Below are 19,035 nucleotides of genomic sequence, written 5' to 3'. Positions count from 1 at the left end.
TATGTAAATTTTAGCATCTCAAATTTACTGATTAGTTTTTTCAGATGATGGACACAGTCTATTAAAAAATCATAAATCTTCATTTTTATAAAAGCTGTTACGGAAAATTTTAGGCTACATTTTCGTACTTTTGCGGTTCCATTCAAAATTAAAATCAAACCATTAATTTCCAATGAATTACGTTTCTGCAGAAAATCTTACCAAATCTTACGGCATTAAAGTTTTGTTTGAAAACATTTCTTTTCACATCAATGAAGGAGATAAAATTGCTATTGTTGCCAAAAACGGAAGTGGAAAATCTACCCTTCTGAAAATATTAATGGGTAAAGAAATTGCAGACAGCGGAACTGCAATCATCAATAAAGATATCCAGGTGGTATTATTCGACCAGGAAATTAACTATGATCCTAAGCTCAACATTGAGGAATTCATGATGACATTGGATTCCAAGCCTATTCTCGCTCTTAAGAATTACCATAAATCACTTCACTCTACGGATCATGATTTTATAGAGAAAGCATTGGCTGATATGGAAGTTCATAAAGCCTGGGATCTGGAAAATGAAATGAAACAGATTCTTTCCCAGCTTAAAATTACTGATCTGGAAGCCAAAATGGGAACCCTTTCCGGAGGGCAGATCAAACGTGTAGCCCTGGCTAAACTTTTAACGGAAACAAGAGCTGAACACAGACACACCCTTCTTATCATGGACGAACCTACCAACCACCTTGATGTAGACATGGTAGAATGGCTTGAAAACTATCTGAACAAAGCAAAAATCACTTTATTGCTTGTAACCCACGACCGATATTTTCTGGACAGCGTTTGTGACATTATCTGGGAAATGGAAGACAGGAATCTATACGTTCACAATGGTTCGTATGCTACTTATCTTGAAAACAAAATGATTCGTGAGGAGAATCTTAATGCTACTATTGATAAGGCCAACAACCTTTACAGAAAGGAGCTTGAATGGATGCGAAGACAACCCAAAGCCAGAACTACAAAATCTAAAAGCAGAATTGATGCGTTCTACGAAACTGAAAAAGTAGCCAAAACCGACACCAGAAAAGATGGACTTGAACTGGATTTTGAGATGAAACGTCTGGGAAATAAAATTCTTGAACTTAAAAATATTGATAAAAGTTTTGGTCCGAAAGTCCTTTTAAAAGATTTCAGTTACCAGTTTCAGCGTGGTGAAAAGGTAGGAATCATTGGAAAAAACGGGGCAGGAAAATCTACCCTGCTTAATATTATTCAAGGTTTTGAAAAGGCTGATAAGGGTGAAATTGAAACGGGAGAAACGATCTCTTTTGGTTATTTCGCTCAGAAAGGGCTTACTTATAAGGAGGATGAACGTGTGATTGACTTCATTAAAGAGATTGCAGAATTTTATCCTTTAGCTAATGGAAGAAGTCTTTCTGCATCACAGTTCCTAAGATTATTCTTATTTGATGATCAGACGCAGTACTCTCCTATTTCCAAACTTTCGGGTGGTGAAAAGAGAAGACTTCACCTGATGTATATTTTATATCAGAATCCTAATTTCCTTATTTTTGATGAACCTACGAATGATCTTGACCTTCCTACATTAACAGTTCTTGAGAACTTCCTTCAGCAATTTCAGGGATCTTTGATCATTGTTTCCCACGACAGGTATTTTATGGACAGAATTGTAGACCATGTTCTGGCTTTTGAAGGAGAAGGAAAAATCAGAGATATTGTAGGAAATTTCTCAGAGTACAGAGAAGCAAGAAGCCGTGAGGAAGCATTAGAAAAAAATGCAGCGGTAAAACCTGAACCTGTTAAAGAAGCCGTTTCCACAACAGAAAATACTACATCTTCCAATCCTAAACGAAAATTAACGTTTAAGGAGCAAAGAGAACTGGAAACCATAGAAAAAGAAATGCCTGAACTGGAAGATCAGCGTTCCAAAATTTTGGATCAGCTCAACAATGAGGCTGATTATGAAAAAATAGCCAAGCTTTCTGCAGATCTGGAATCCGTTTCAGAAAAACTGGAAAACCATGAAATGAGATGGCTGGAACTTCAGGAAATCCTTTAATAAGGATGAATTATGAATGAGTTCAAGGTTCAAAATTTAAGGTTTAAGGTTAATAGTAATTGGGATTAGAAATTTCCAACTCCTTTACACTCAAACTCTCCAACTCATTGAATTCATTCATAATTTATAACTCATCATTTATAATTGAATAACCCTTTTATAACTGAATGATCTTTCCTTCTTTTGCACTTTCCAGGGAAGCATCAATAATTTTCATATTCTGGGCAACTTCTTCCCCCGGAGATGGCAATGCATACCCGAAAACAATGTGCTCATAGATCTGCTGGTAATAATCCATATAATTTCCGGCTTCACTGGAATTTAGAATTCTGTCTGTTTCAGAATGATCATTCAGGAAGTTTAAAATTCCATCCGGTTCTTTTAGTGGCTGTGTCCATTCTTTTCCATATTCAGGTATAGCACCTGCCACCAATTCGTTCTCCTGATTATCTGTTCTTTCCTGTAAGAAACTTCCTCTGTCACCATGAATAGTATACGCATAGTGACCTTCTTTACTGAAAACTGATGTTTTTAGTCTTACTCTCAGATCGTTTTTATAAAATAAGAGGATTTCGAAATAATCATTCGCAAATTCTTTCCCTTTCATTGAAAAGACATCGGCAAACAATTTTTCAGGATATCCAAAATATTGTACAGCCTGATCTACAAGATGTGCTCCCAAATCATGGAGTGATCCTGAACCTACCTGATCCGGACTTTCCTTATGCAGTTTCCCACTAGCAGTGGTACGAAATCTATCGAAACGGATCTCAGCTTCTTTAATATTTCCTATTTTTCTGTCATTTAAAATTTTTTGAACCTGTAAGAAATCCCTGTCGAATCTTCGGTTTTGATACACACTCAGGAACAATCCTTTTTCTTTGGCCAGTTGCACCAGTTCCTCAGCTTCGGAAACATTTACAGTGAAAGGTTTTTCCACAATAATATTTTTCCCTGCTTCCAACGCTTTTTTCGCATATTCATAGTGTGTCTGAACCGGAGTATTGATAATGACCAGCTCCACATCTGCATTCTGAAGCATATCTTCCACAGAACGGTAAATGGTTGCTTCCGGATATTTCTCTTTTGACTCTTCTTTATTTCTTTCCACTATGGCAGAAATGAAAAATCCCGGATGCTCCTTTAAAAAGGGAGCATGGAATACTTTTCCGCTCATTCCAAAGGCGCAAAGCCCAGCTTTTACCAATTGCATATTAAAATTTTTAACAAATATATTCATAAAAAACACTTCATTCCCTACACCAAAGGAGGTATAGAAATAATCCATGCCATTATTAACAATTTATGATTTAAATCATAAATTTATTTTTATCTATTCTAAACAAATACTTACTTTTGCGGCTTATTTAAAACTGTTCTACATAAAAATAAAATGAAAAGACAACTACTTTCTTTAGGGCTGTTATTTATCGCTGTTTCAGTGAGTTCTCAGATGAAAAATACTGAAGCAGATACAATCAGAACCCAGACTATTGAAGATATTAATCTTCATAAAACCGGAAATCCTAACCAGGCAAGGCCATTATCGACAAAATCAAGTCTGACTGTCATGGAAACCCCTCAGCCTATTGCTATTGTTACTCACGAAATTATTGAACAGCAGCAGGCAAAACAATTGAGTGATGTTCTACAGAATATAAACGGAATGTACGTTACCTCTTCAAGAGGAAATTCTCAGGACAGCTTTGGTGGGCGTGGTTTTATCTTAGGAAATGACAATATTTTCAAGAATGGTTCTAGAATAAACAGTGGAGTTTTCCCTGAAGTAAGTGGTCTTGAAAGAGTAGAAGTTTTAAAAGGAGCAAACGCAATGCTTTACGGAAATACTGCTGCTGGTGGTATTATCAACATGATTACGAAAAAGCCCAAATTCAATTTTGGTGGAAGTATAGGATTAAATGGCGGAAGCTGGAATTCTTATAAACCAACAGTAGATATTTACGGCCCATTATCTAAGAATGTTGCTTTCAGAATAAACGGAACTTATGAGTATGCTGAAAGTTTCAGAGATGTTGTACAATCTGAAAAATATTATTTCAACCCTTCATTCTTATTCAATTTAAGTGATAAATCTCAATTAATTGTTGAGGCAGATTATCTTAAAAATAATTTCACTCCAGATTTCGGCCTTGGATCTATTACTGAAAAAGACCAAAGCTACAGATTGAATGATAATATTTCCAGAAATGTTTTCTTCGGAACTGACTGGCAATATCAAAATGTACAGCAAGCTTCTACCAACGTAACGTTTAATCATCAATTTAACGAAAGATGGTCTTTGAATGCTACTGCTTCTTACCAAAACTATACTAAAGATTATTTCTCTTCTGAAAGAGTACAATGGGGCTACAGCTCACCAGCTGCTACCAGACTATCATGGAACAGACCTTTTGGTAAAACATACAACGAACAAAACTATACTTCTGCACAGGTAAACATCAATGGTGAGTTCAATACAGGAAAAATCAACCATAAAGTTTTGATTGGTTCTGATGCAGATTACAGTCAGGCAGATGCTTATACCTATACTTTAGCTGCAACTTCTAATATTTTATATTTAGATGATCCTTCAACATGGGGAAGCATTAACATGCCAAATTCTACTCTTAATACAAGAAATAGAATTAACACAAGAAGAATCGGAATATATGCACAGGATTTTATCAGCCTAACAAAACAAATTAAAGTTATTGCAGGTTTAAGATGGTCTTATGTAGAAAATATGCCTACATTGACCACTCGTTTCACATTAAATGATAAAATTGCAGTAGCGAATTCTTCAACTTCTGATAATGCATTTTCTCCAAAAGTAGGTTTGGTTTATGCACCCAATGAAAACCTTTCAGTATTTGCAACGTATACAAATTCATTTGCTTCCAATGCAGGATATACTTCAGATCAATTTGGTACAGTAAATACCAACCAATCTGCTTCACAAGTTCAAAATCAGTTAAATAATTTATCAAAACAAAGCATAAAGCCATCAACCGTTGATCAATACGAAATTGGGGTTAAAAAGAATTTCTGGAACAATGCTTTGGCTGTTAATTTAACGGCTTACCAGATTATGTACAATAATTACTATCAGACTTATTGGTTTGCTTCTACTCCGAACGGAGCTCCGGTAAATTCAACAGATACGAATCTTAAAGAATTTGCAGGAAATATGAGAAGCCGTGGTGTGGAGCTTGACATTACAGGAAACCCTACAGAAAACCTATCCATCATCGGAGGTTTCTCTTATAACAATTCCGTTTATACTGACACTCCTGAAAAAGGATACGTTGAAAACCAAAGACTGGTAAGAACACCGGCTACAACAGCCAACGCTTCCGTTTTCTATAAATTTACAAACTATGTAAAAGGGTTGAAAATAGGAGCTGGAGTTTACTACATCGGAGACAGAATCGCTGGATGGAATGATACAAAATCTACCAACACAAGTAGAAACAACGTGAGCAGAATGTTTGATCTAAAAGATTACACCACTGTTTCTGTATCCGTTGGCTACGAGTGGAACAAATTCTCTATTCAAGGAAGAGTGGGTAACCTGTTTGATGTCGTAAACTACAATGTTCACGAGAATTATTCAGTGAATCCAATCACACCTAGAAACTACTATTTCACACTTACATACAGACTTTAGAATTCTTTATATAATAATTCTTTCATTAAAAGTGGAAATTGCATTTTTGCATTTTCCACTTTTGAAATTTTAAAACAAAAACAAAACAATAAGATATGGATAAGATTAAAGACACAAGAAGTTTCATGAGAATCACACACCGTTATCTGGGATATTTCCTTGCAGGTATTATGGCTGTATATTCGTTAAGTGGAATTCTTCTGGTGTACAGAGACACCGATTTTCTAAAGAACGAAAAGAAATACGAAAAAAACATCGCTGCCAATCTTACAGAGAAAGAGCTTAAAAAAGAGCTTAAAATGAAAGGTCTTGAAGTGGAAAAAACAGAAGGAAGCGTGCTTTACTTTAAACAAGGAACTTATGACAGTGCCACCGGAAAAGCAAAATATACCAAAAAGGAATTGCCTTTTGTACTGGATAAAATGGTTTCTCTTCACAAATCGCAGTCTAAAGATGCTATATCGCCTTTAAGCGTATTCTTTGGAATTTCTCTTTTCTTTTTTGTGATCTCCAGTTTCTGGATGTTTAATCCTAAAACAAAAGCCTTCAAACGTGGTATCAAATTTACTATTGCAGGATTAATTATCTCTCTTATTCTTTTATTTATTTAAAATAATCAGGAAATTACACAAAGAAAAACAGCATTTTGGAGGGTTAATGATCTGGCAACTAATTTTATCATTTTCATTTTAAAACCTCTGTTTTATTTTCTTTATGTTTACAGAATTCTCAAAGATTATGTTAAAAAAATAATATATATACTCTTGATTATGTTAACGTTTATTTAGAAAAATTACCTAAAATTAAGAGTCTGGCACATTTATTGTTTTTTCTATAATTCGTGAATAATAAACATTTAATTATTAAAATAATAAATTATGAAAAAACTTATTTTAACAGGGATATTAGCCGTAGCAGGCTTAACAGCAACTGCCAACGCTCAGATTCAAAAAGGTAATTGGATGGTAGGGGGTAACCTTGCAGGAGCAAATTTTGGTTTAAATGAGGGAGCAGGATACGACTTTGCAATTCAGCCAAAAGGAGCCTATTTCATTGAAGATAATATTGCAGTTGGGGGATATGTAGATTTAGGTTTCAAAGGAGCTAAAGATGCACCAACTACTTTTACTTATAATGTAGGAGCATTAGGACGTTACTATCTTAACCCAGGAGAACAAGGTGTAAACAACTTACTACACCACGGAAGATGGTTCTTCGAAGGTAATGTAGGTGTTGGAGGAATGTCAATCTCTAAAGGAGGTTCTTCATCTAACGGACTTAACTTCGGATTTGGACCTGGTTATTCTTACTTTATTACTCCAAACATAGGACTGGAAGGTTTAGTGAAATATGATGCTAACGCAGGATTCGGAAGCGGTGGATATACTAACAAAATTACATTTGGTTTAGGATTCCAGATTTATCTTCCAACATCTAAAGCTAAGCAAATCATCAACGACGTTAAGTAATCACTGAAATACTTATAAAAAAATGAAATCGCCTCGAAATATTTTCGAGGCGATTTTCGTACAAATTAAAACTAAACTATAAAAAATCAAATAAATCATGTATTGGGTTGAGGAGTGTATCGTAAATACGGCTTTATTTCCGTCACACCTTTCGGGAATATTTTTCGGGCCTCTTCTGTGGAAATGGTAGGAGGAACAATAACATCTTCTCCATATTCCCAGTTCACAGGCGTTGCCACGCGATAATTATCCACCAGCTGTAAAGAATCCAGCACTCTAAGGATCTCGTCAAAATTCCTTCCTGTAGAGGCCGGATAGGTAATAATCAGTCTTACTTTTTTGGAAGGATCAATAATCAAAAGAGAACGTACAGTTGCCGTTACAGAAGCATTCGGATGAATAAAATCATACAGTTCTGAAACTTTTCTGTCTTTATCAGCAATAACAGGAAACTGAACATTAGTGTTTTGAGTTTCATTAATATCTTTCACCCAGTTTTGATGATCTTCTACTCCATCTACACTCAACGCAATCACTTTGGTTCCTCTGGCATCGAATTCAGATTGCAATTTTGCAGTATAGCCCAGTTCTGTAGTGCATACCGGGGTATAATCTGCAGGATGCGAAAACAAAATCCCCCAGGAATCTCCCAGATAGTTATAAAAATTAATGTCACCTACAGATGACTCTGCCTGAAAATTGGGTGCTGTATCTCCTAGTTTGATTGACATACTGTTCTTTCTTTATAGTCTACAAATTTAGTAGACTTTTTGGAAATGGCAAATTTTTTGATGAAAATTTATATATTTAATTAAAATTTTTATTCATGGAGAAAACGGGCCTCAGGTATGTAGACGTAGTTTATAAGGTATTGGAAAGTTGGTATGTAACATTTGCTGCGCTTACTCCCAAACTGATTGTCGGAGTTTTAGTGTTTACATTTTTCCTGATTACGAGTAAATATTTAAGTAAAGGAGCTGTAAAATTGTTCCATAAATTTTTCCCGAAAAGCCATAAAGAGAGCTCATTAGTTACTTTAATCAGTATCTTCAGATTCCTCATTATGCTGATGGGAACCTTTATCGCTCTTGAAATAATGGGCTTCAGTGGCTTTCTCTGGAAGTTTATCGGAAGTTTAGGAGTTGCGGGGGTTATTGCCGGGGTTGCTTTGAAAGACCTTGTTTCCAGTATTTTTTCAGGAATGCTGATTGGTATTGACAAAGCTTACAAAGTAGGAGATTATATTACCATCGGAGCACACTCCGGTACGGTACAGGAAATTGGTTTCTTAACCACAAAACTTCTTACTGATGATGGCAAGAAGGCCTATATTCCCAATCAGGTTGTTTTTAATGCACCTTTTTACAATATTACAGCTTCCCCACAGCGCAGGATTATTTTAAATTTTGAAATTCCGGCAGATGAAGATATTAGCAAAGCACAGAAAAGCATTCTTGATGTGATTAAAAATCTTGATAATGTGGATAAGCTGGACACTATAGAAGTGATTTTTACAGACCTTAAACAAGGGGCATTTAACCTTCAGGTGAAGTTTTGGATAAAGGTAGGTTCTAATCTTGCACAGGTAAGGAGCAAGGCTTATTTAGGGATTAAAGAACGTTTTGATACTGATAAAATTCAGTTGGTAACACCTACAAGCATCAGTATTACCAGCGGTGAAAATATTTTACCTGAAACTCATCAGGACAAATAAGAACTACTCACATATAAAACATATAAAGACCATTTCAGCTATTGAAATGGTCTTCTTTTGGTAATTGACGGAAGATATTTACACATAAACCTTATAGGTTTTAAAAACCTATAAGGTTTGGAATTTGCAAAAACATTTTTTTTAAAGTTTTTAAAGTTTCACTCTGATTTTACAGATAAAGTATCATTTAAAGGTTGGATTTTCGCAAAGGCGCAATTCCTCCACATTGCTATTTAATATTTTAAGACGCAAAGATTTTACCTCCGATAAAATTGTACCCAACACATATCTTACGCTGATTTTACAGATGGAATAAATATTAATAAAAAATCTGTGTAATTTGTGTAATCTGCGGGAAAATTTAATCCAAGAAAAATCTTAAAAAAACTTTCTGTCTTCAGGTTTGAAACAAAAAAACCGTTCCAAAAAATGAAACGGTTTTCTTATTTATCTTAAAATTTTAGATTACGCTAAAACTTCTTTTACTTTGTTTGCAGCTTCTTCTAAAGTAATTGCAGAGTGTACCGGAAGACCAGACTCGTCAATTAATTTTTTAGCTTCTACAGCGTTAGTTCCCTGTAATCTTACGATCAATGGAACCGGAAGGCTACCCATTGCTTTGTAAGCATCTACAACACCCTGAGCAACTCTGTCACATCTTACGATACCTCCGAAGATGTTGATCAAAATAGCTTTTACGTTTGGATCTCTTAAGATGATTCCGAAAGCAGTCTGTACTCTCTGAGCATCTGCAGTACCTCCTACGTCAAGGAAGTTTGCAGGGTTACCACCTGATAATTTGATGATATCCATAGTTGCCATTGCAAGACCAGCTCCGTTTACCATACAAGCAACGTTACCGTCTAGTTTTACGAAGTTAAGACCCGCTTCACCAGCTTCAACATCCATTGGATCTTCTTCTCTTGTATCTCTAAGCTCAGCTAAGTCTTTGTGACGGAACAATGAGTTGTCATCCAAAGTTACTTTAGCATCTACAGCGATAATCTTGTTATCAGAAGTTTTTAATACAGGGTTGATTTCGAAAAGAGAAGCATCAATTCCTGTGTAAGCATTGTAAAGAGATGAAATAAATTTCACAAATTCTTTGAATGCATTTCCTTCAAGACCTAAGTTGAAAGCAATTTTTCTAGCCTGGAATCCTTGAAGACCAATAGCAGGATCAATCAATTCATTGTGGATCAAATGAGGAGTTACTTCAGCAACGTGCTCAATATCCATACCTCCTTCAGTAGAATATACGATTGTATTTTTCCCTTCAGCTCTGTCTAAAAGAATAGAAACATAAAATTCTTTAGTTTCAGATTCTCCAGGATAATAAACATCTTCTGCAACCAAAACAGAGTGTACTTTTTTACCTTCAGCAGAAGTTTGTGGAGTTACCAACTGCATTCCGATGATATTCTGAGCGTTTTCTTTAAGCTTATCCATGTTTGGAGAAAACTTAACACCCCCACCTTTACCACGACCACCTGCGTGAATCTGTGCTTTTACAACCCAAGCCTGTGCTCCGGTTTCAGCAGTCAATTTTTCAGCAGCTGCTACAGCTTCATCTACGTTGTTTGCAACGAAACCACGTTGGATAGCTACTCCATACTTTGATAAAATCTCTTTTGATTGATACTCGTGAAGATTCATATTATTTTTATTATTTTATTTTAATATTTAAAGGTTGACAAATTTACTAAAAAGACACGGAAGTTCAAGTTTATTGACTTAAAAATTAAAGTCTGATGGACTTGATTTTTAACATATCTTTCTGTTTTCCCCTATTCTTCCGCTAATTTCTCAGACTGAGATCCGATAAACGGAATTTTCGGAGCCAGGAAATATCCGGTAAGACTCGCAAATAATATCGGGACAAAATAGGTAAACCCTGTAAGTGTTCCCAAAATGATTGTTGTACTCATTGGAGTTCTCGTTACACACGCATTGATTGCTGCCATACAACTTACAATGGCCAGTGTAGTATCTACAGTTGGAAATAGATTATGAATAATTAATCCCAATGTTGTTCCTACAAAAAACAGAGGAATAATAAATCCTCCTCTCCATCCGGAAGTCACTGTAATAGCGATGGCCAGTATTTTAAAAACAAGGATCAAAATTAAAAAATTCAGTCCGAAACTACCTCCGATCAACTGATTGATCTCGTTATGTCCAAAGTATCTCGTAATAGGAAAATTATAGGCGATAATTCCTAAAATAATTCCTCCTACTAAGGTTTTAATATAAATCGGGAATTTTCTGTATTCAAAAATCTTTTTGAAAAATTTGACTACAAAAATAAAAATCCATCCGAATAAAGTTCCCACAATTCCAAAAGCCGTTGCATAGGCAAAATCGTATACTCCGGTATAATGGTAAGCCTTCAAATCCCATGTTGCCCCGATTCCCAAATGAATAATCAATGCGAACATCAGATAACTGAAACAACTTGCTACCAATGCCGGAATAATAGCTTTGTAATATTCTACCGCATGTTTGTGATGTAAAATTTCCAGAGAAAAAAGACTTCCTCCAAGCGGAGCCCCAAATAACGCCGTAAAGCCTGAAGCCATCCCTGCAATACTCAAAGACCTCAGCTCTTCACCTTTCAGTCTGAAAATCTTGCCAAGCCACGTTCCCGTAGATCCTGTAACCTGTACCAATGGTGCTTCAGGACCTAAACTTCCTCCAGATGCTACGCAAAAAAGAGAAGAAAGGATCATTGATGGATTGTTCTTAGGTTCCAGTTTCCCTTTATTGAATCTGATATTATTAACAATCAAATGAATTTCTCCCGGATCTCCAATGAAATGAATCACCAATCCTGCCAGCAATCCACAGACTGCCATGGTTGGAATCACCTGCCAGCCTTGAAATTCAGCTAAAAACTCTGTAAAATGTTCCAGTACGATCCAATATCCTCCAGCGATGACACCGCCTACCAGACCTGTAACAGCCCACATAAAAAAAGTACGGCTGAACACAAACGGATTGAATCTGATAGGTTGGTCTAAGAGATTGAATGTTCGTATTAGATGTCTTCTTCTATTAATTTTCATTCTTAAATTCTGTTTTTAGCAAAATATAAGATCAGCATTCCCCAGCTTAAGATCATCATCAAACCACCAAGCGGAGTGATAGGGCCTAAAAATTTAAGATTCATTCCCAGATAATCCTGCATGCTCAGGAAATAGATGCTTACTGAGAATAAAAGGGTTCCTGCAATCATTAAAATGGAAGTCCATTTCTCAGCAGAAGTTTCAAATTTTAAGATATACCCAATGATCAGCAGGAAAAAAGCTGCATACATCTGATATCTTACTCCTGTTTCAAAACTTTCCAGTCTTTCCACAGCTAATATCTTCTTTAAAGCGTGTGCTCCGAATGCACCCAAGATTACAGACACCATTCCGTAAACTGCTCCAAAACTAAAGTAATTGTTTTCATTTTATAACTCTTCTAATTCTAGGGTTAAATATTTTTTTGTTTTATAATCCTGCCAGGTTCCCATAATTTTCCTGCCTTGCAGATCCGCTTCCACCAAGGCTTTGAAAATCCACTGGTTGGTCTCTTCGCTATAATAATCGTTTTCTATGATGGAGATATGATTACCTTTTATTTTTCCGTTCCACTCAATCAGCTTTTTATTTTTATCATACCAGTATTTTGCAGAAAAAGAACCATCGTCATATACCTCACTGATCAAAACAGTAATGGAATACTTTCCATCGATCTTTCCCTTATACAATTTGTTAGTAAGACTGGTTATCTCTGTTTTTTCAGAACCGGAAATTAAATTTCTTGCGTAAGGACTCCAGTATTTTTCCAGCTCTTTGTAGGAAAATTCTATTTCATGACTGCCAAGCTCATCCAAAGCTCTCATGGCATGATTAGAACATCTTCCGGCAACAAAAGTCAGTTTATCTTTTCCAAAGAAATACCTGATACCATCTAAACTATGTTCCGTAAAACAGTCTTCATACATAGCGATCTGATCCTGAGTTTCCTCCGCAGGATTTTTCTCAGATTTCAGTTTAACAAGAAAATCAGAAATCCTTTTCTTTACTCTTTTCTGAATAATCCCCTCAACAGTCTTCACTGAGCTGGGTTGAAATAAATCTTTGGCATTGATAAAGTTTCCTGTTCTCAGATCAAAATTCTTCCAGATCAAAAAGCCTTCCGGATAAGCGCCTGAAGCTTCACCATCTATGGCAATACTGAGAATATTCTTGGGAGTTTCAATCTTATCCCAACGATAAAAATAAAGATAATTGGAATAGGAATTGGTTGCTGTAGAAGCCAGTTTAAAAGGATTTCCGCCAGATCCCGGAACATATTCCAACTGATCTACCTGCAGAAATGTATTGATTTTATTTTCTACCCTGGGATTTTCCGAATAAGAAACAACCGGAAAAACGGTATCTTCAGTTTTAGGCTGCAGATTACTTATTTTCACTTTTTGCTGTTGTGAAAAACTTAACCCTGAAATCAATAAGAAAAATACAATACTCTTTTTCACTATTTTGATTTTAAGTACATTAAAATGAACTTGGCCACCAAGGTAGAAATCCCCAGTATGATAAACATATTGGCGAATCTCTTGGAACTTCTGAAACCTTCGTTGTTTGTTTTCTTCAGAAAAAATCCAAAAAGAAGGAATACAATGGGCAAAATGATCTGTAACATTAGTTTCCTCTCATTCTGTTAAATTCATTGATCACCTCATGGTGGCTCACCGTCTTATCTTTAAAATACGTTACAAAGTGCTGCTTTTCTTCTTCGGTAGCTCCTAATTGGTTCAGAATATTCAACAAGTGCATTTTCATATGTCCTTTCTGAATCCCTGTAGTTACCAAAGAACGTAGTGCTCCAAAATTCTGTGCAAGACCAGAAACGGCAAGAATGCTCATCAATTCCTGTGCAGAAGGTTTTCCAAGAAGAGCCAGAGAGAATTTTACCAGAGGGTGAAGATTGGTCAGCCCTCCTACTACTCCTACAGAAATAGGAAGATCAATCCAGAATCTGAAAACACCGTTATCTGTTGTACAGTGGGTCAAAGATCTGTATTGTCCGTCTCTTGCAGCATAAGCATGTGCGCAGGCTTCTGTAGCTCTGAAATCATTTCCGGTAGCAATGACAACAGCATCTACTCCGTTCATTACTCCTTTATTATGAGTGGTTGCGCGGTAAGGTTCAATTTCTGCAATGGTAACAGCCTGTTTGAATTTAGCAGCGAATTCTTCAGGAGAAATTCCGCTGTCATCTTTTAAATCTTCCATTTTACATGAAACTTCAGCTCTTACGATACAGTCAGGGGTAAAGTTGGAAAGAATATTCATTACAATCTGCAGTGAATTCTTTTCTTCCTGCGTAAAATCCTCGCTGGTAGCTACTTCCTGTCTCAGCGTTTTTCCAAACTGCTCAAGACAAGAATTGATAAAGTTCGCCCCCATTGAGTCTACGGTATCAAAGCTTGCTTTCAGCTGATAGTAATTCGGCATTTCTGCTGTTTTATCCACCAGACTGATATTAAGAATACCTCCACCACGCTTTCTCATGTTGGAAGTAATATCTTCCGTTGTTTCAAATAATTTTTTCTTTAAACTGAAATTAAAGAAATGTAATAATTTGTGGGGTTCCACACTAAAAATAAAGTGGGTGTGTCCCAACTTTTCTGTGTTGATAATGGTTGTTTTGAAACCTCCTTTGTCGATCCAGAATTTAGCGGCTTTGGAAGCAGCTGCCACTACAGAACTTTCTTCAACAGCCATTGGAAGTGCCAATAGTTTTCCGTCGATCAAAAAGTTCGGAGCAATTCCGTAAGGCATATAAAAATTGGAGATGGTATTTTCAGAAAATTCTTCGTGAAGCTTCTGAAGATTTGCATTATCATTCCAGTATTGTTTTAATATATTTTGATATTCCTGGTTTCCTTCAAGATATTCGTTTACGAGCCATTCGATTTTCCCCTGCTTTGGTAGCTTGGAAAAACCTTCGATTGGTTTATGATTCATGATATAAACTTTAATGAGCCGTAAATATAATGATTTTGAGACTCTTTTTTGTTGATAACTTCTATGAAAAAAGATTGACTTTTATCAATTTTGGAACTAAATTTGAACAATATTAAATTACAATATTGATACAAAACAGATCAACCGCTTTAAAATATGAATTTTGACCGCCTTAAAGAAAAGCTTGAAATCCTTGCTGATGCAGCGAAATATGATGTTTCCTGTTCATCAAGCGGAGGCACGAGGAAGAATAAAAAAGGAGCTTTGGGAGACAGTTCTGCAAGCGGAATTTGCCATACCTATACGGAAGACGGAAGATGTGTCTCTTTGCTTAAAATTCTGCTGACCAATCATTGTATTTATGATTGTGCTTACTGTGTATCCAGAAGTTCCAATGATATTAAAAGAGCTGCTTTTACAGTGGAAGAAGTGGTAGATCTTACCATCAATTTTTATCGCAGAAATTATATTGAAGGCTTATTTCTGAGCTCAGGAATTTTCAAAAATGCCGATACCACGATGGAAAGGCTTGTAAGAGTTGCCAAAAAGTTACGATTGGAAGAAAATTTTAACGGGTATATTCATTTAAAATCCATTCCGGGGGCAAGTGATGATCTGATGCAGGAAGCTGCTTTGTATGCAGACCGGTTATCGGTAAATATTGAAATCCCGACCGAAAGCGGATTAAAATTACTGGCTCCAGAAAAAAACAGACAGGATATGATCAGCCCGATGCGCTATATCCAAAAAGGGATCATTCAATATAAAGATGAAAAGAAAATTCTGAAAAAAGTTCCCAAGTTTGCTCCGGCGGGACAGTCTACGCAGATGATTGTGGGTGCAACTAATGAAAACGATTTACAAATTATCAAAGTTGCTGATCATTTTTACAAAAATTTTAATCTGAAAAGAGTGTATTATTCCGGATATGTTCCGGTTTTGGAAGATCAGAGACTGCCTTCTTTAACAACGGAAGTTCCTATGCTTAGGGAAAACCGATTGTACCAGTCGGATTGGCTTATGAGATTTTATGGTTTTAAAGCAGAAGAGATTTTAGATCCCCGTGTTCCTTTCCTTGATCTGGAAGTAGATCCTAAATTAAGTTGGGCCTTGCGAAACCTTGATCAATTTCCTATTAATCTCCAGACCGCAGAATATCAATTGATTTTAAGAATTCCGGGGATTGGAGTGAAAACGGCTCAGAAAATTGTGAGTGCAAGGCGTTTTCAGATCTTAACGATGGATCATTTGAAAAAACTGGGTGCGGCTGTTAACCGGGCAAAATATTTCATTGATTTTAATGCGGGAAATGCCTATCTGAGATATTTAACGGATAAAAACTTCAGGAAGTTGTTAGTAGGCGGAAGCTCATCCAAATTTCACAACCAGTTTTCGCAACAGCTGACTTTGTTTTGATTTTAAACACAAATGACACTAATATTTTCACAAATGATCACAAATTTATAATGCAACATTGCTGTCATTCTGACGAAGGAAGAATCTCTTCAATCAACCAGATTCTTCACTTCATTTTAATTTTTCAGAATGACACAACTGATTTTTTAATTTTTAAACTCAATACATGACAACCCTACTCTACGATGGAAGTTTCGATGGTCTTTTCACTGCAGTATTTGAAGTTTTCGAATACCGATATAAAGAGGTAGAGATTAAAAGTAGGGAAAGGTTCTATCAGGAAAATATTTTTGCAGAGATTCACGAAGTTATTACCCAGAATGACAAATCTGAAAGAGTTCTGAATAAACTGGAACAGAATATCGGTAAACAAGGCGTTTATCAACTTTTAAAGTTTTTTATCTGAAGATCCGGATCTGGAAAACCTCATCTTATCTACGGTAAGGCAGTCTGTGAAAAATCCTGAAAATAATATTCTTGAAAATTTTGCTGATTCTGATGTTTTAAAAATTTCAAAAATATGCAAATCGGTAGACCGGGAAAGGCATAGGATGACTGCTTTTGTCCGCTTTGAGAAAATGCAGGATGGTGTTTTTTTCTCCAAAATAGATCCCGACTTCAATGTTCTTCCTTTAATCAGAAAACATTTTAAGGACCGATATCAGGATCAGAAATGGATGATCTACGATCTGCGAAGAAACTATGGACTGCTATATGATCTGGACGATTGTGAATTTTTCTACCCCGATGAAAAAATTGATCTCAATCATTATCAGCAAAAGTTCCATGATGAAGAAAAAAGTTATCAAGTGCTTTGGCAACGTTATTTCACGAAAACCAATATCGTGGAAAGAAAAAATATGAAACTCCATATTCAACATGTTCCGAAAAGATACTGGAAATATCTGACTGAAAAATGGTAATCAAATTCCATATTGTGGATAACTTTTTATTTCGACTAAAAAATAGATTATTTTCGGTTCTTCTGTGAAGCTATTTATTTAACCCGCTCATTTCGTGAAATATATAACTCACATTCATCGAAAACTCATATTGTGGATAACTTTTTTCAGTTAACATTCCGTTAATATTGAAATTTTTTCAATGTCACTTTTTAAAGAAAATTGAGCAGAAAATTACTTTCCCATTAAGAATAATGGGTTTGAAAAAATCATTTAAATACATGAAAATCTGTAGTATATGTAGTAAAAAACAAATAGACATTTGCCTTTTGTGGATAACTCTTACTTTTTAAGGGTTCGCAGAGCTTTCTTTACGATATACTGTGTTTCTTTTGTCGGGCTTTCCCGAAGCCATTCATCACAGATTTCTACAACAAACTCGGGTTGTGATTTGCTGGCATCATTCAGCCAGTTGCCAACACTGTCCTGTACATATCTGGAAGAATCGGATCGTAAAGGTTCTAAAATTTCCAGTCCCAGTCCTGGGTTTTGCTTTAAAACATTAATATGCTCACACCAGACTCCCCTTGGTCTTGTAGATTCGCTGGCAAAACGTCTCACGTTCTCATGATCATGCTTTGTCCATGCTGACAAAATAGATAAACTTTCCTCCAGATTTTTAGTAATATCCGGACGTACCGCCATCCAGCAGATTTCTCTCACACCAAAATGAGAGTCCGAAGCAAAAGATTGAATTCTGTCTAGTTTTTCAGACAATTTTAAATTATGGTTTCGGCCAATGGTATAAGCTCCCCAACACCGTACAAGATCTGCTGGATGGGTTGCAAGTTTTTGAAGAAATTCATCATCTTTATTTTTTATGGCCAGATGAAGAAGTCCAACACCAATGGTTTCATTAATGGTATTCACCGTTTGTTTTTTCAGTTGGTCTACATTTTCTAAAATGGGTTTTAAATATTCTTTGCGATTATTCTGCAACAGTAAGTTTTCTAATAGCAACCTTTGATCTACTGCAAGCCATTCTGTGAGATTGGCGGTTTCAATTTCTCCCTTATTCAGCTGTTCTAAAATATCAGTTGGAATATCTTTGATGGAACGGGCTCCTTTTCGTTTTTCTGTCATAATGATTGTATTAATTTTTCAACATCTACTCTACTTATGTAATTTACCTCTAAAAATTTATATACCACTTTACTATTTTCATCTACAACGAAAACAGCCGGAACAGGTAACGTGTTTTCATTGTTTTTATTGAAAAGCGAAAGATCAATCCCTAAATTCTGATAATAAGGCAATACGAAATCCTGCAGCTGAAATACAATTCCAAGTTTTTTAGCAAACTCATTGTTATAATCAGTCAATACTTCAAATTCAAGATTGTTTTTTTCCGCCATCATGAGAGACTGATCAGTACTTTGTGGAGAAATAGCTACTAAAACTGCATTTTTCTCATGCATTTTTGAAATCCTTTCCTGCAAAAATTTTAATTCAAGATTACAATAGGGGCACCAGCGACCTCTGTAAAAAGCCAGAATCATTTTTCCGTTTTTGAGGATTTCTCCGGAACTTATTTTTTTGCCATACACGTTGGGCAGAGAAAATCCGGGCATTTCTTCCCCTATCTGAATACTATTTTCTTCTATATTCTTTGTTTTTAAATCTTCAACAGAACTTTCGAATGCGCTTAAAACCTCTTGTGGAAGCTGGGATGATAGTTCATGATTCAATTGTTCAATCTGCATGGCCAGTGTATTCATTGTT

At 35.8% G+C, this 19,035-nt stretch carries 16 protein-coding genes and 1 pseudogene; 8 read left to right on the top strand and 9 right to left on the bottom strand.

What is annotated here, in order from left to right:
- Positions 1–172 precede the first annotated feature (172 nt).
- Entirely contained in the window at positions 173–2,065 is a 1,893-nt protein-coding gene (locus BOQ62_RS06430; RefSeq protein ID WP_129038063.1) for an ABC-F family ATP-binding cassette domain-containing protein, read from the top strand.
- 157 nt (positions 2,066–2,222) lie between these two features.
- Here BOQ62_RS06430 and BOQ62_RS06425 read toward each other — a convergent pair whose 3' ends face one another.
- Positions 2,223–3,278, bottom strand: coding sequence for a Gfo/Idh/MocA family oxidoreductase (locus BOQ62_RS06425; RefSeq protein WP_129038061.1), 1,056 nt, complete (start codon positions 3,276–3,278; stop codon positions 2,223–2,225).
- A 180-nt stretch (positions 3,279–3,458) separates the two neighbouring features.
- Between BOQ62_RS06425 and BOQ62_RS06420 the strand changes: the two genes are divergently transcribed.
- The 3 genes from BOQ62_RS06420 to BOQ62_RS06410 all read left to right on the top strand — a co-directional run bounded on the left by BOQ62_RS06420 (position 3,459) and on the right by BOQ62_RS06410 (position 7,201).
- Positions 3,459–5,732: a TonB-dependent siderophore receptor gene (locus BOQ62_RS06420; RefSeq protein WP_129038059.1), complete on the top strand. Its 2,274-nt coding sequence runs from the start codon at positions 3,459–3,461 to the stop codon at positions 5,730–5,732.
- Positions 5,733–5,827: 95 nt separating this feature from the next.
- Positions 5,828–6,343: a hypothetical protein gene (locus BOQ62_RS06415; protein ID WP_129038057.1), complete on the top strand. Its 516-nt coding sequence runs from the start codon at positions 5,828–5,830 to the stop codon at positions 6,341–6,343.
- A gap of 267 nt (positions 6,344–6,610) precedes the next feature.
- On the top strand, positions 6,611–7,201 hold the full coding sequence (locus BOQ62_RS06410; protein ID WP_047379061.1) for an outer membrane beta-barrel protein: 591 nt from the start codon (positions 6,611–6,613) through the stop codon (positions 7,199–7,201).
- 95 nt (positions 7,202–7,296) lie between these two features.
- On the opposite strand, the gene BOQ62_RS06405 is transcribed toward BOQ62_RS06410, so the two are convergent.
- The gene (locus BOQ62_RS06405) at positions 7,297–7,932 is read right to left on the bottom strand and encodes a peroxiredoxin (RefSeq protein ID WP_129038055.1); all 636 of its coding nucleotides are present in this window, start codon (positions 7,930–7,932) and stop codon (positions 7,297–7,299) included.
- 95 nt (positions 7,933–8,027) lie between these two features.
- Here BOQ62_RS06405 and BOQ62_RS06400 point away from each other — a divergent pair, with 95 nt between their 5' ends.
- Positions 8,028–8,915 (top strand): mechanosensitive ion channel family protein, encoded by an 888-nt coding sequence (locus BOQ62_RS06400; protein WP_129038053.1) that lies wholly within the window; start codon positions 8,028–8,030, stop codon positions 8,913–8,915.
- Positions 8,916–9,380: 465 nt separating this feature from the next.
- On the opposite strand, the gene sucC is transcribed toward BOQ62_RS06400, so the two are convergent.
- The 5 genes and pseudogenes from sucC to BOQ62_RS06375 form a co-directional block, all read right to left on the bottom strand.
- Entirely contained in the window at positions 9,381–10,571 is a 1,191-nt protein-coding gene (sucC, locus tag BOQ62_RS06395; RefSeq protein WP_034694875.1) for an ADP-forming succinate--CoA ligase subunit beta, read from the bottom strand.
- Positions 10,572–10,702: 131 nt separating this feature from the next.
- Complete coding sequence (locus tag BOQ62_RS06390; protein WP_129038051.1) at positions 10,703–11,980, bottom strand: chloride channel protein; 1,278 nt, start codon at positions 11,978–11,980, stop codon at positions 10,703–10,705.
- Between the two features lie 2 nt (positions 11,981–11,982).
- Positions 11,983–12,368 (bottom strand): annotated as a pseudogene (locus BOQ62_RS06385) (DUF423 domain-containing protein).
- Between the two features lies 1 nt (position 12,369).
- Positions 12,370–13,440: a hypothetical protein gene (locus BOQ62_RS06380; RefSeq protein WP_129038047.1), complete on the bottom strand. Its 1,071-nt coding sequence runs from the start codon at positions 13,438–13,440 to the stop codon at positions 12,370–12,372.
- Between the two features lie 166 nt (positions 13,441–13,606).
- Positions 13,607–14,935: a hydroxymethylglutaryl-CoA reductase, degradative gene (locus BOQ62_RS06375; protein ID WP_129038045.1), complete on the bottom strand. Its 1,329-nt coding sequence runs from the start codon at positions 14,933–14,935 to the stop codon at positions 13,607–13,609.
- Positions 14,936–15,091: 156 nt separating this feature from the next.
- Here BOQ62_RS06375 and BOQ62_RS06370 point away from each other — a divergent pair, with 156 nt between their 5' ends.
- From BOQ62_RS06370 to BOQ62_RS06365, 3 genes are all read left to right on the top strand, one after another.
- Positions 15,092–16,351: a putative DNA modification/repair radical SAM protein gene (locus tag BOQ62_RS06370; protein WP_129038043.1), complete on the top strand. Its 1,260-nt coding sequence runs from the start codon at positions 15,092–15,094 to the stop codon at positions 16,349–16,351.
- 166 nt (positions 16,352–16,517) lie between these two features.
- On the top strand, positions 16,518–16,757 hold the full coding sequence (locus BOQ62_RS23010) for a hypothetical protein (RefSeq protein WP_228413768.1): 240 nt from the start codon (positions 16,518–16,520) through the stop codon (positions 16,755–16,757).
- 46 nt (positions 16,758–16,803) lie between these two features.
- A complete protein-coding gene (locus BOQ62_RS06365; protein ID WP_262708311.1) occupies positions 16,804–17,274 on the top strand; it encodes a TIGR03915 family putative DNA repair protein in 471 nt (156 codons plus the stop codon).
- A gap of 321 nt (positions 17,275–17,595) precedes the next feature.
- On the opposite strand, the gene BOQ62_RS06360 is transcribed toward BOQ62_RS06365, so the two are convergent.
- Both BOQ62_RS06360 and BOQ62_RS06355 read right to left on the bottom strand, forming a co-directional pair.
- Entirely contained in the window at positions 17,596–18,396 is an 801-nt protein-coding gene (locus BOQ62_RS06360) for a DNA alkylation repair protein (protein WP_129038041.1), read from the bottom strand.
- Positions 18,393–19,031, bottom strand: coding sequence for a peroxiredoxin-like family protein (locus BOQ62_RS06355; RefSeq protein ID WP_129038039.1), 639 nt, complete (start codon positions 19,029–19,031; stop codon positions 18,393–18,395). The genes BOQ62_RS06360 and BOQ62_RS06355 overlap by 4 nt, the downstream gene beginning before the upstream one ends.
- Positions 19,032–19,035: the final 4 nt, after the last annotated feature.

Origin of the sequence: Chryseobacterium sp. CH21 (assembly GCF_004119445.1) — a bacterium.
In the GTDB taxonomy this organism is placed as follows: Bacteria; Bacteroidota; Bacteroidia; order Flavobacteriales; family Weeksellaceae; genus Chryseobacterium.
Note: the sequence above shows the minus strand (reverse complement) of the source record. Positions and strands in the feature narration are given on the sequence as shown.

Coding starts and splice junctions, on each gene's coding strand:
- BOQ62_RS23010 (WP_228413768.1), top strand. CDS start 16,518: ATGACAACCCTACTCTACGATGGAAGTTTCGATGGTCTTTTCACTGCA.
- BOQ62_RS06425 (WP_129038061.1), bottom strand. CDS start 3,278: ATGCAATTGGTAAAAGCTGGGCTTTGCGCCTTTGGAATGAGCGGAAAA.
- BOQ62_RS06360 (WP_129038041.1), bottom strand. CDS start 18,396: ATGACAGAAAAACGAAAAGGAGCCCGTTCCATCAAAGATATTCCAACT.
- BOQ62_RS06375 (WP_129038045.1), bottom strand. CDS start 14,935: ATGAATCATAAACCAATCGAAGGTTTTTCCAAGCTACCAAAGCAGGGG.
- BOQ62_RS06400 (WP_129038053.1), top strand. CDS start 8,028: ATGGAGAAAACGGGCCTCAGGTATGTAGACGTAGTTTATAAGGTATTG.
- BOQ62_RS06415 (WP_129038057.1), top strand. CDS start 5,828: ATGGATAAGATTAAAGACACAAGAAGTTTCATGAGAATCACACACCGT.
- BOQ62_RS06370 (WP_129038043.1), top strand. CDS start 15,092: ATGAATTTTGACCGCCTTAAAGAAAAGCTTGAAATCCTTGCTGATGCA.
- BOQ62_RS06355 (WP_129038039.1), bottom strand. CDS start 19,031: ATGAATACACTGGCCATGCAGATTGAACAATTGAATCATGAACTATCA.
- sucC (WP_034694875.1), bottom strand. CDS start 10,571: ATGAATCTTCACGAGTATCAATCAAAAGAGATTTTATCAAAGTATGGA.
- BOQ62_RS06410 (WP_047379061.1), top strand. CDS start 6,611: ATGAAAAAACTTATTTTAACAGGGATATTAGCCGTAGCAGGCTTAACA.
- BOQ62_RS06405 (WP_129038055.1), bottom strand. CDS start 7,932: ATGTCAATCAAACTAGGAGATACAGCACCCAATTTTCAGGCAGAGTCA.
- BOQ62_RS06430 (WP_129038063.1), top strand. CDS start 173: ATGAATTACGTTTCTGCAGAAAATCTTACCAAATCTTACGGCATTAAA.
- BOQ62_RS06420 (WP_129038059.1), top strand. CDS start 3,459: ATGAAAAGACAACTACTTTCTTTAGGGCTGTTATTTATCGCTGTTTCA.
- BOQ62_RS06390 (WP_129038051.1), bottom strand. CDS start 11,980: ATGAAAATTAATAGAAGAAGACATCTAATACGAACATTCAATCTCTTA.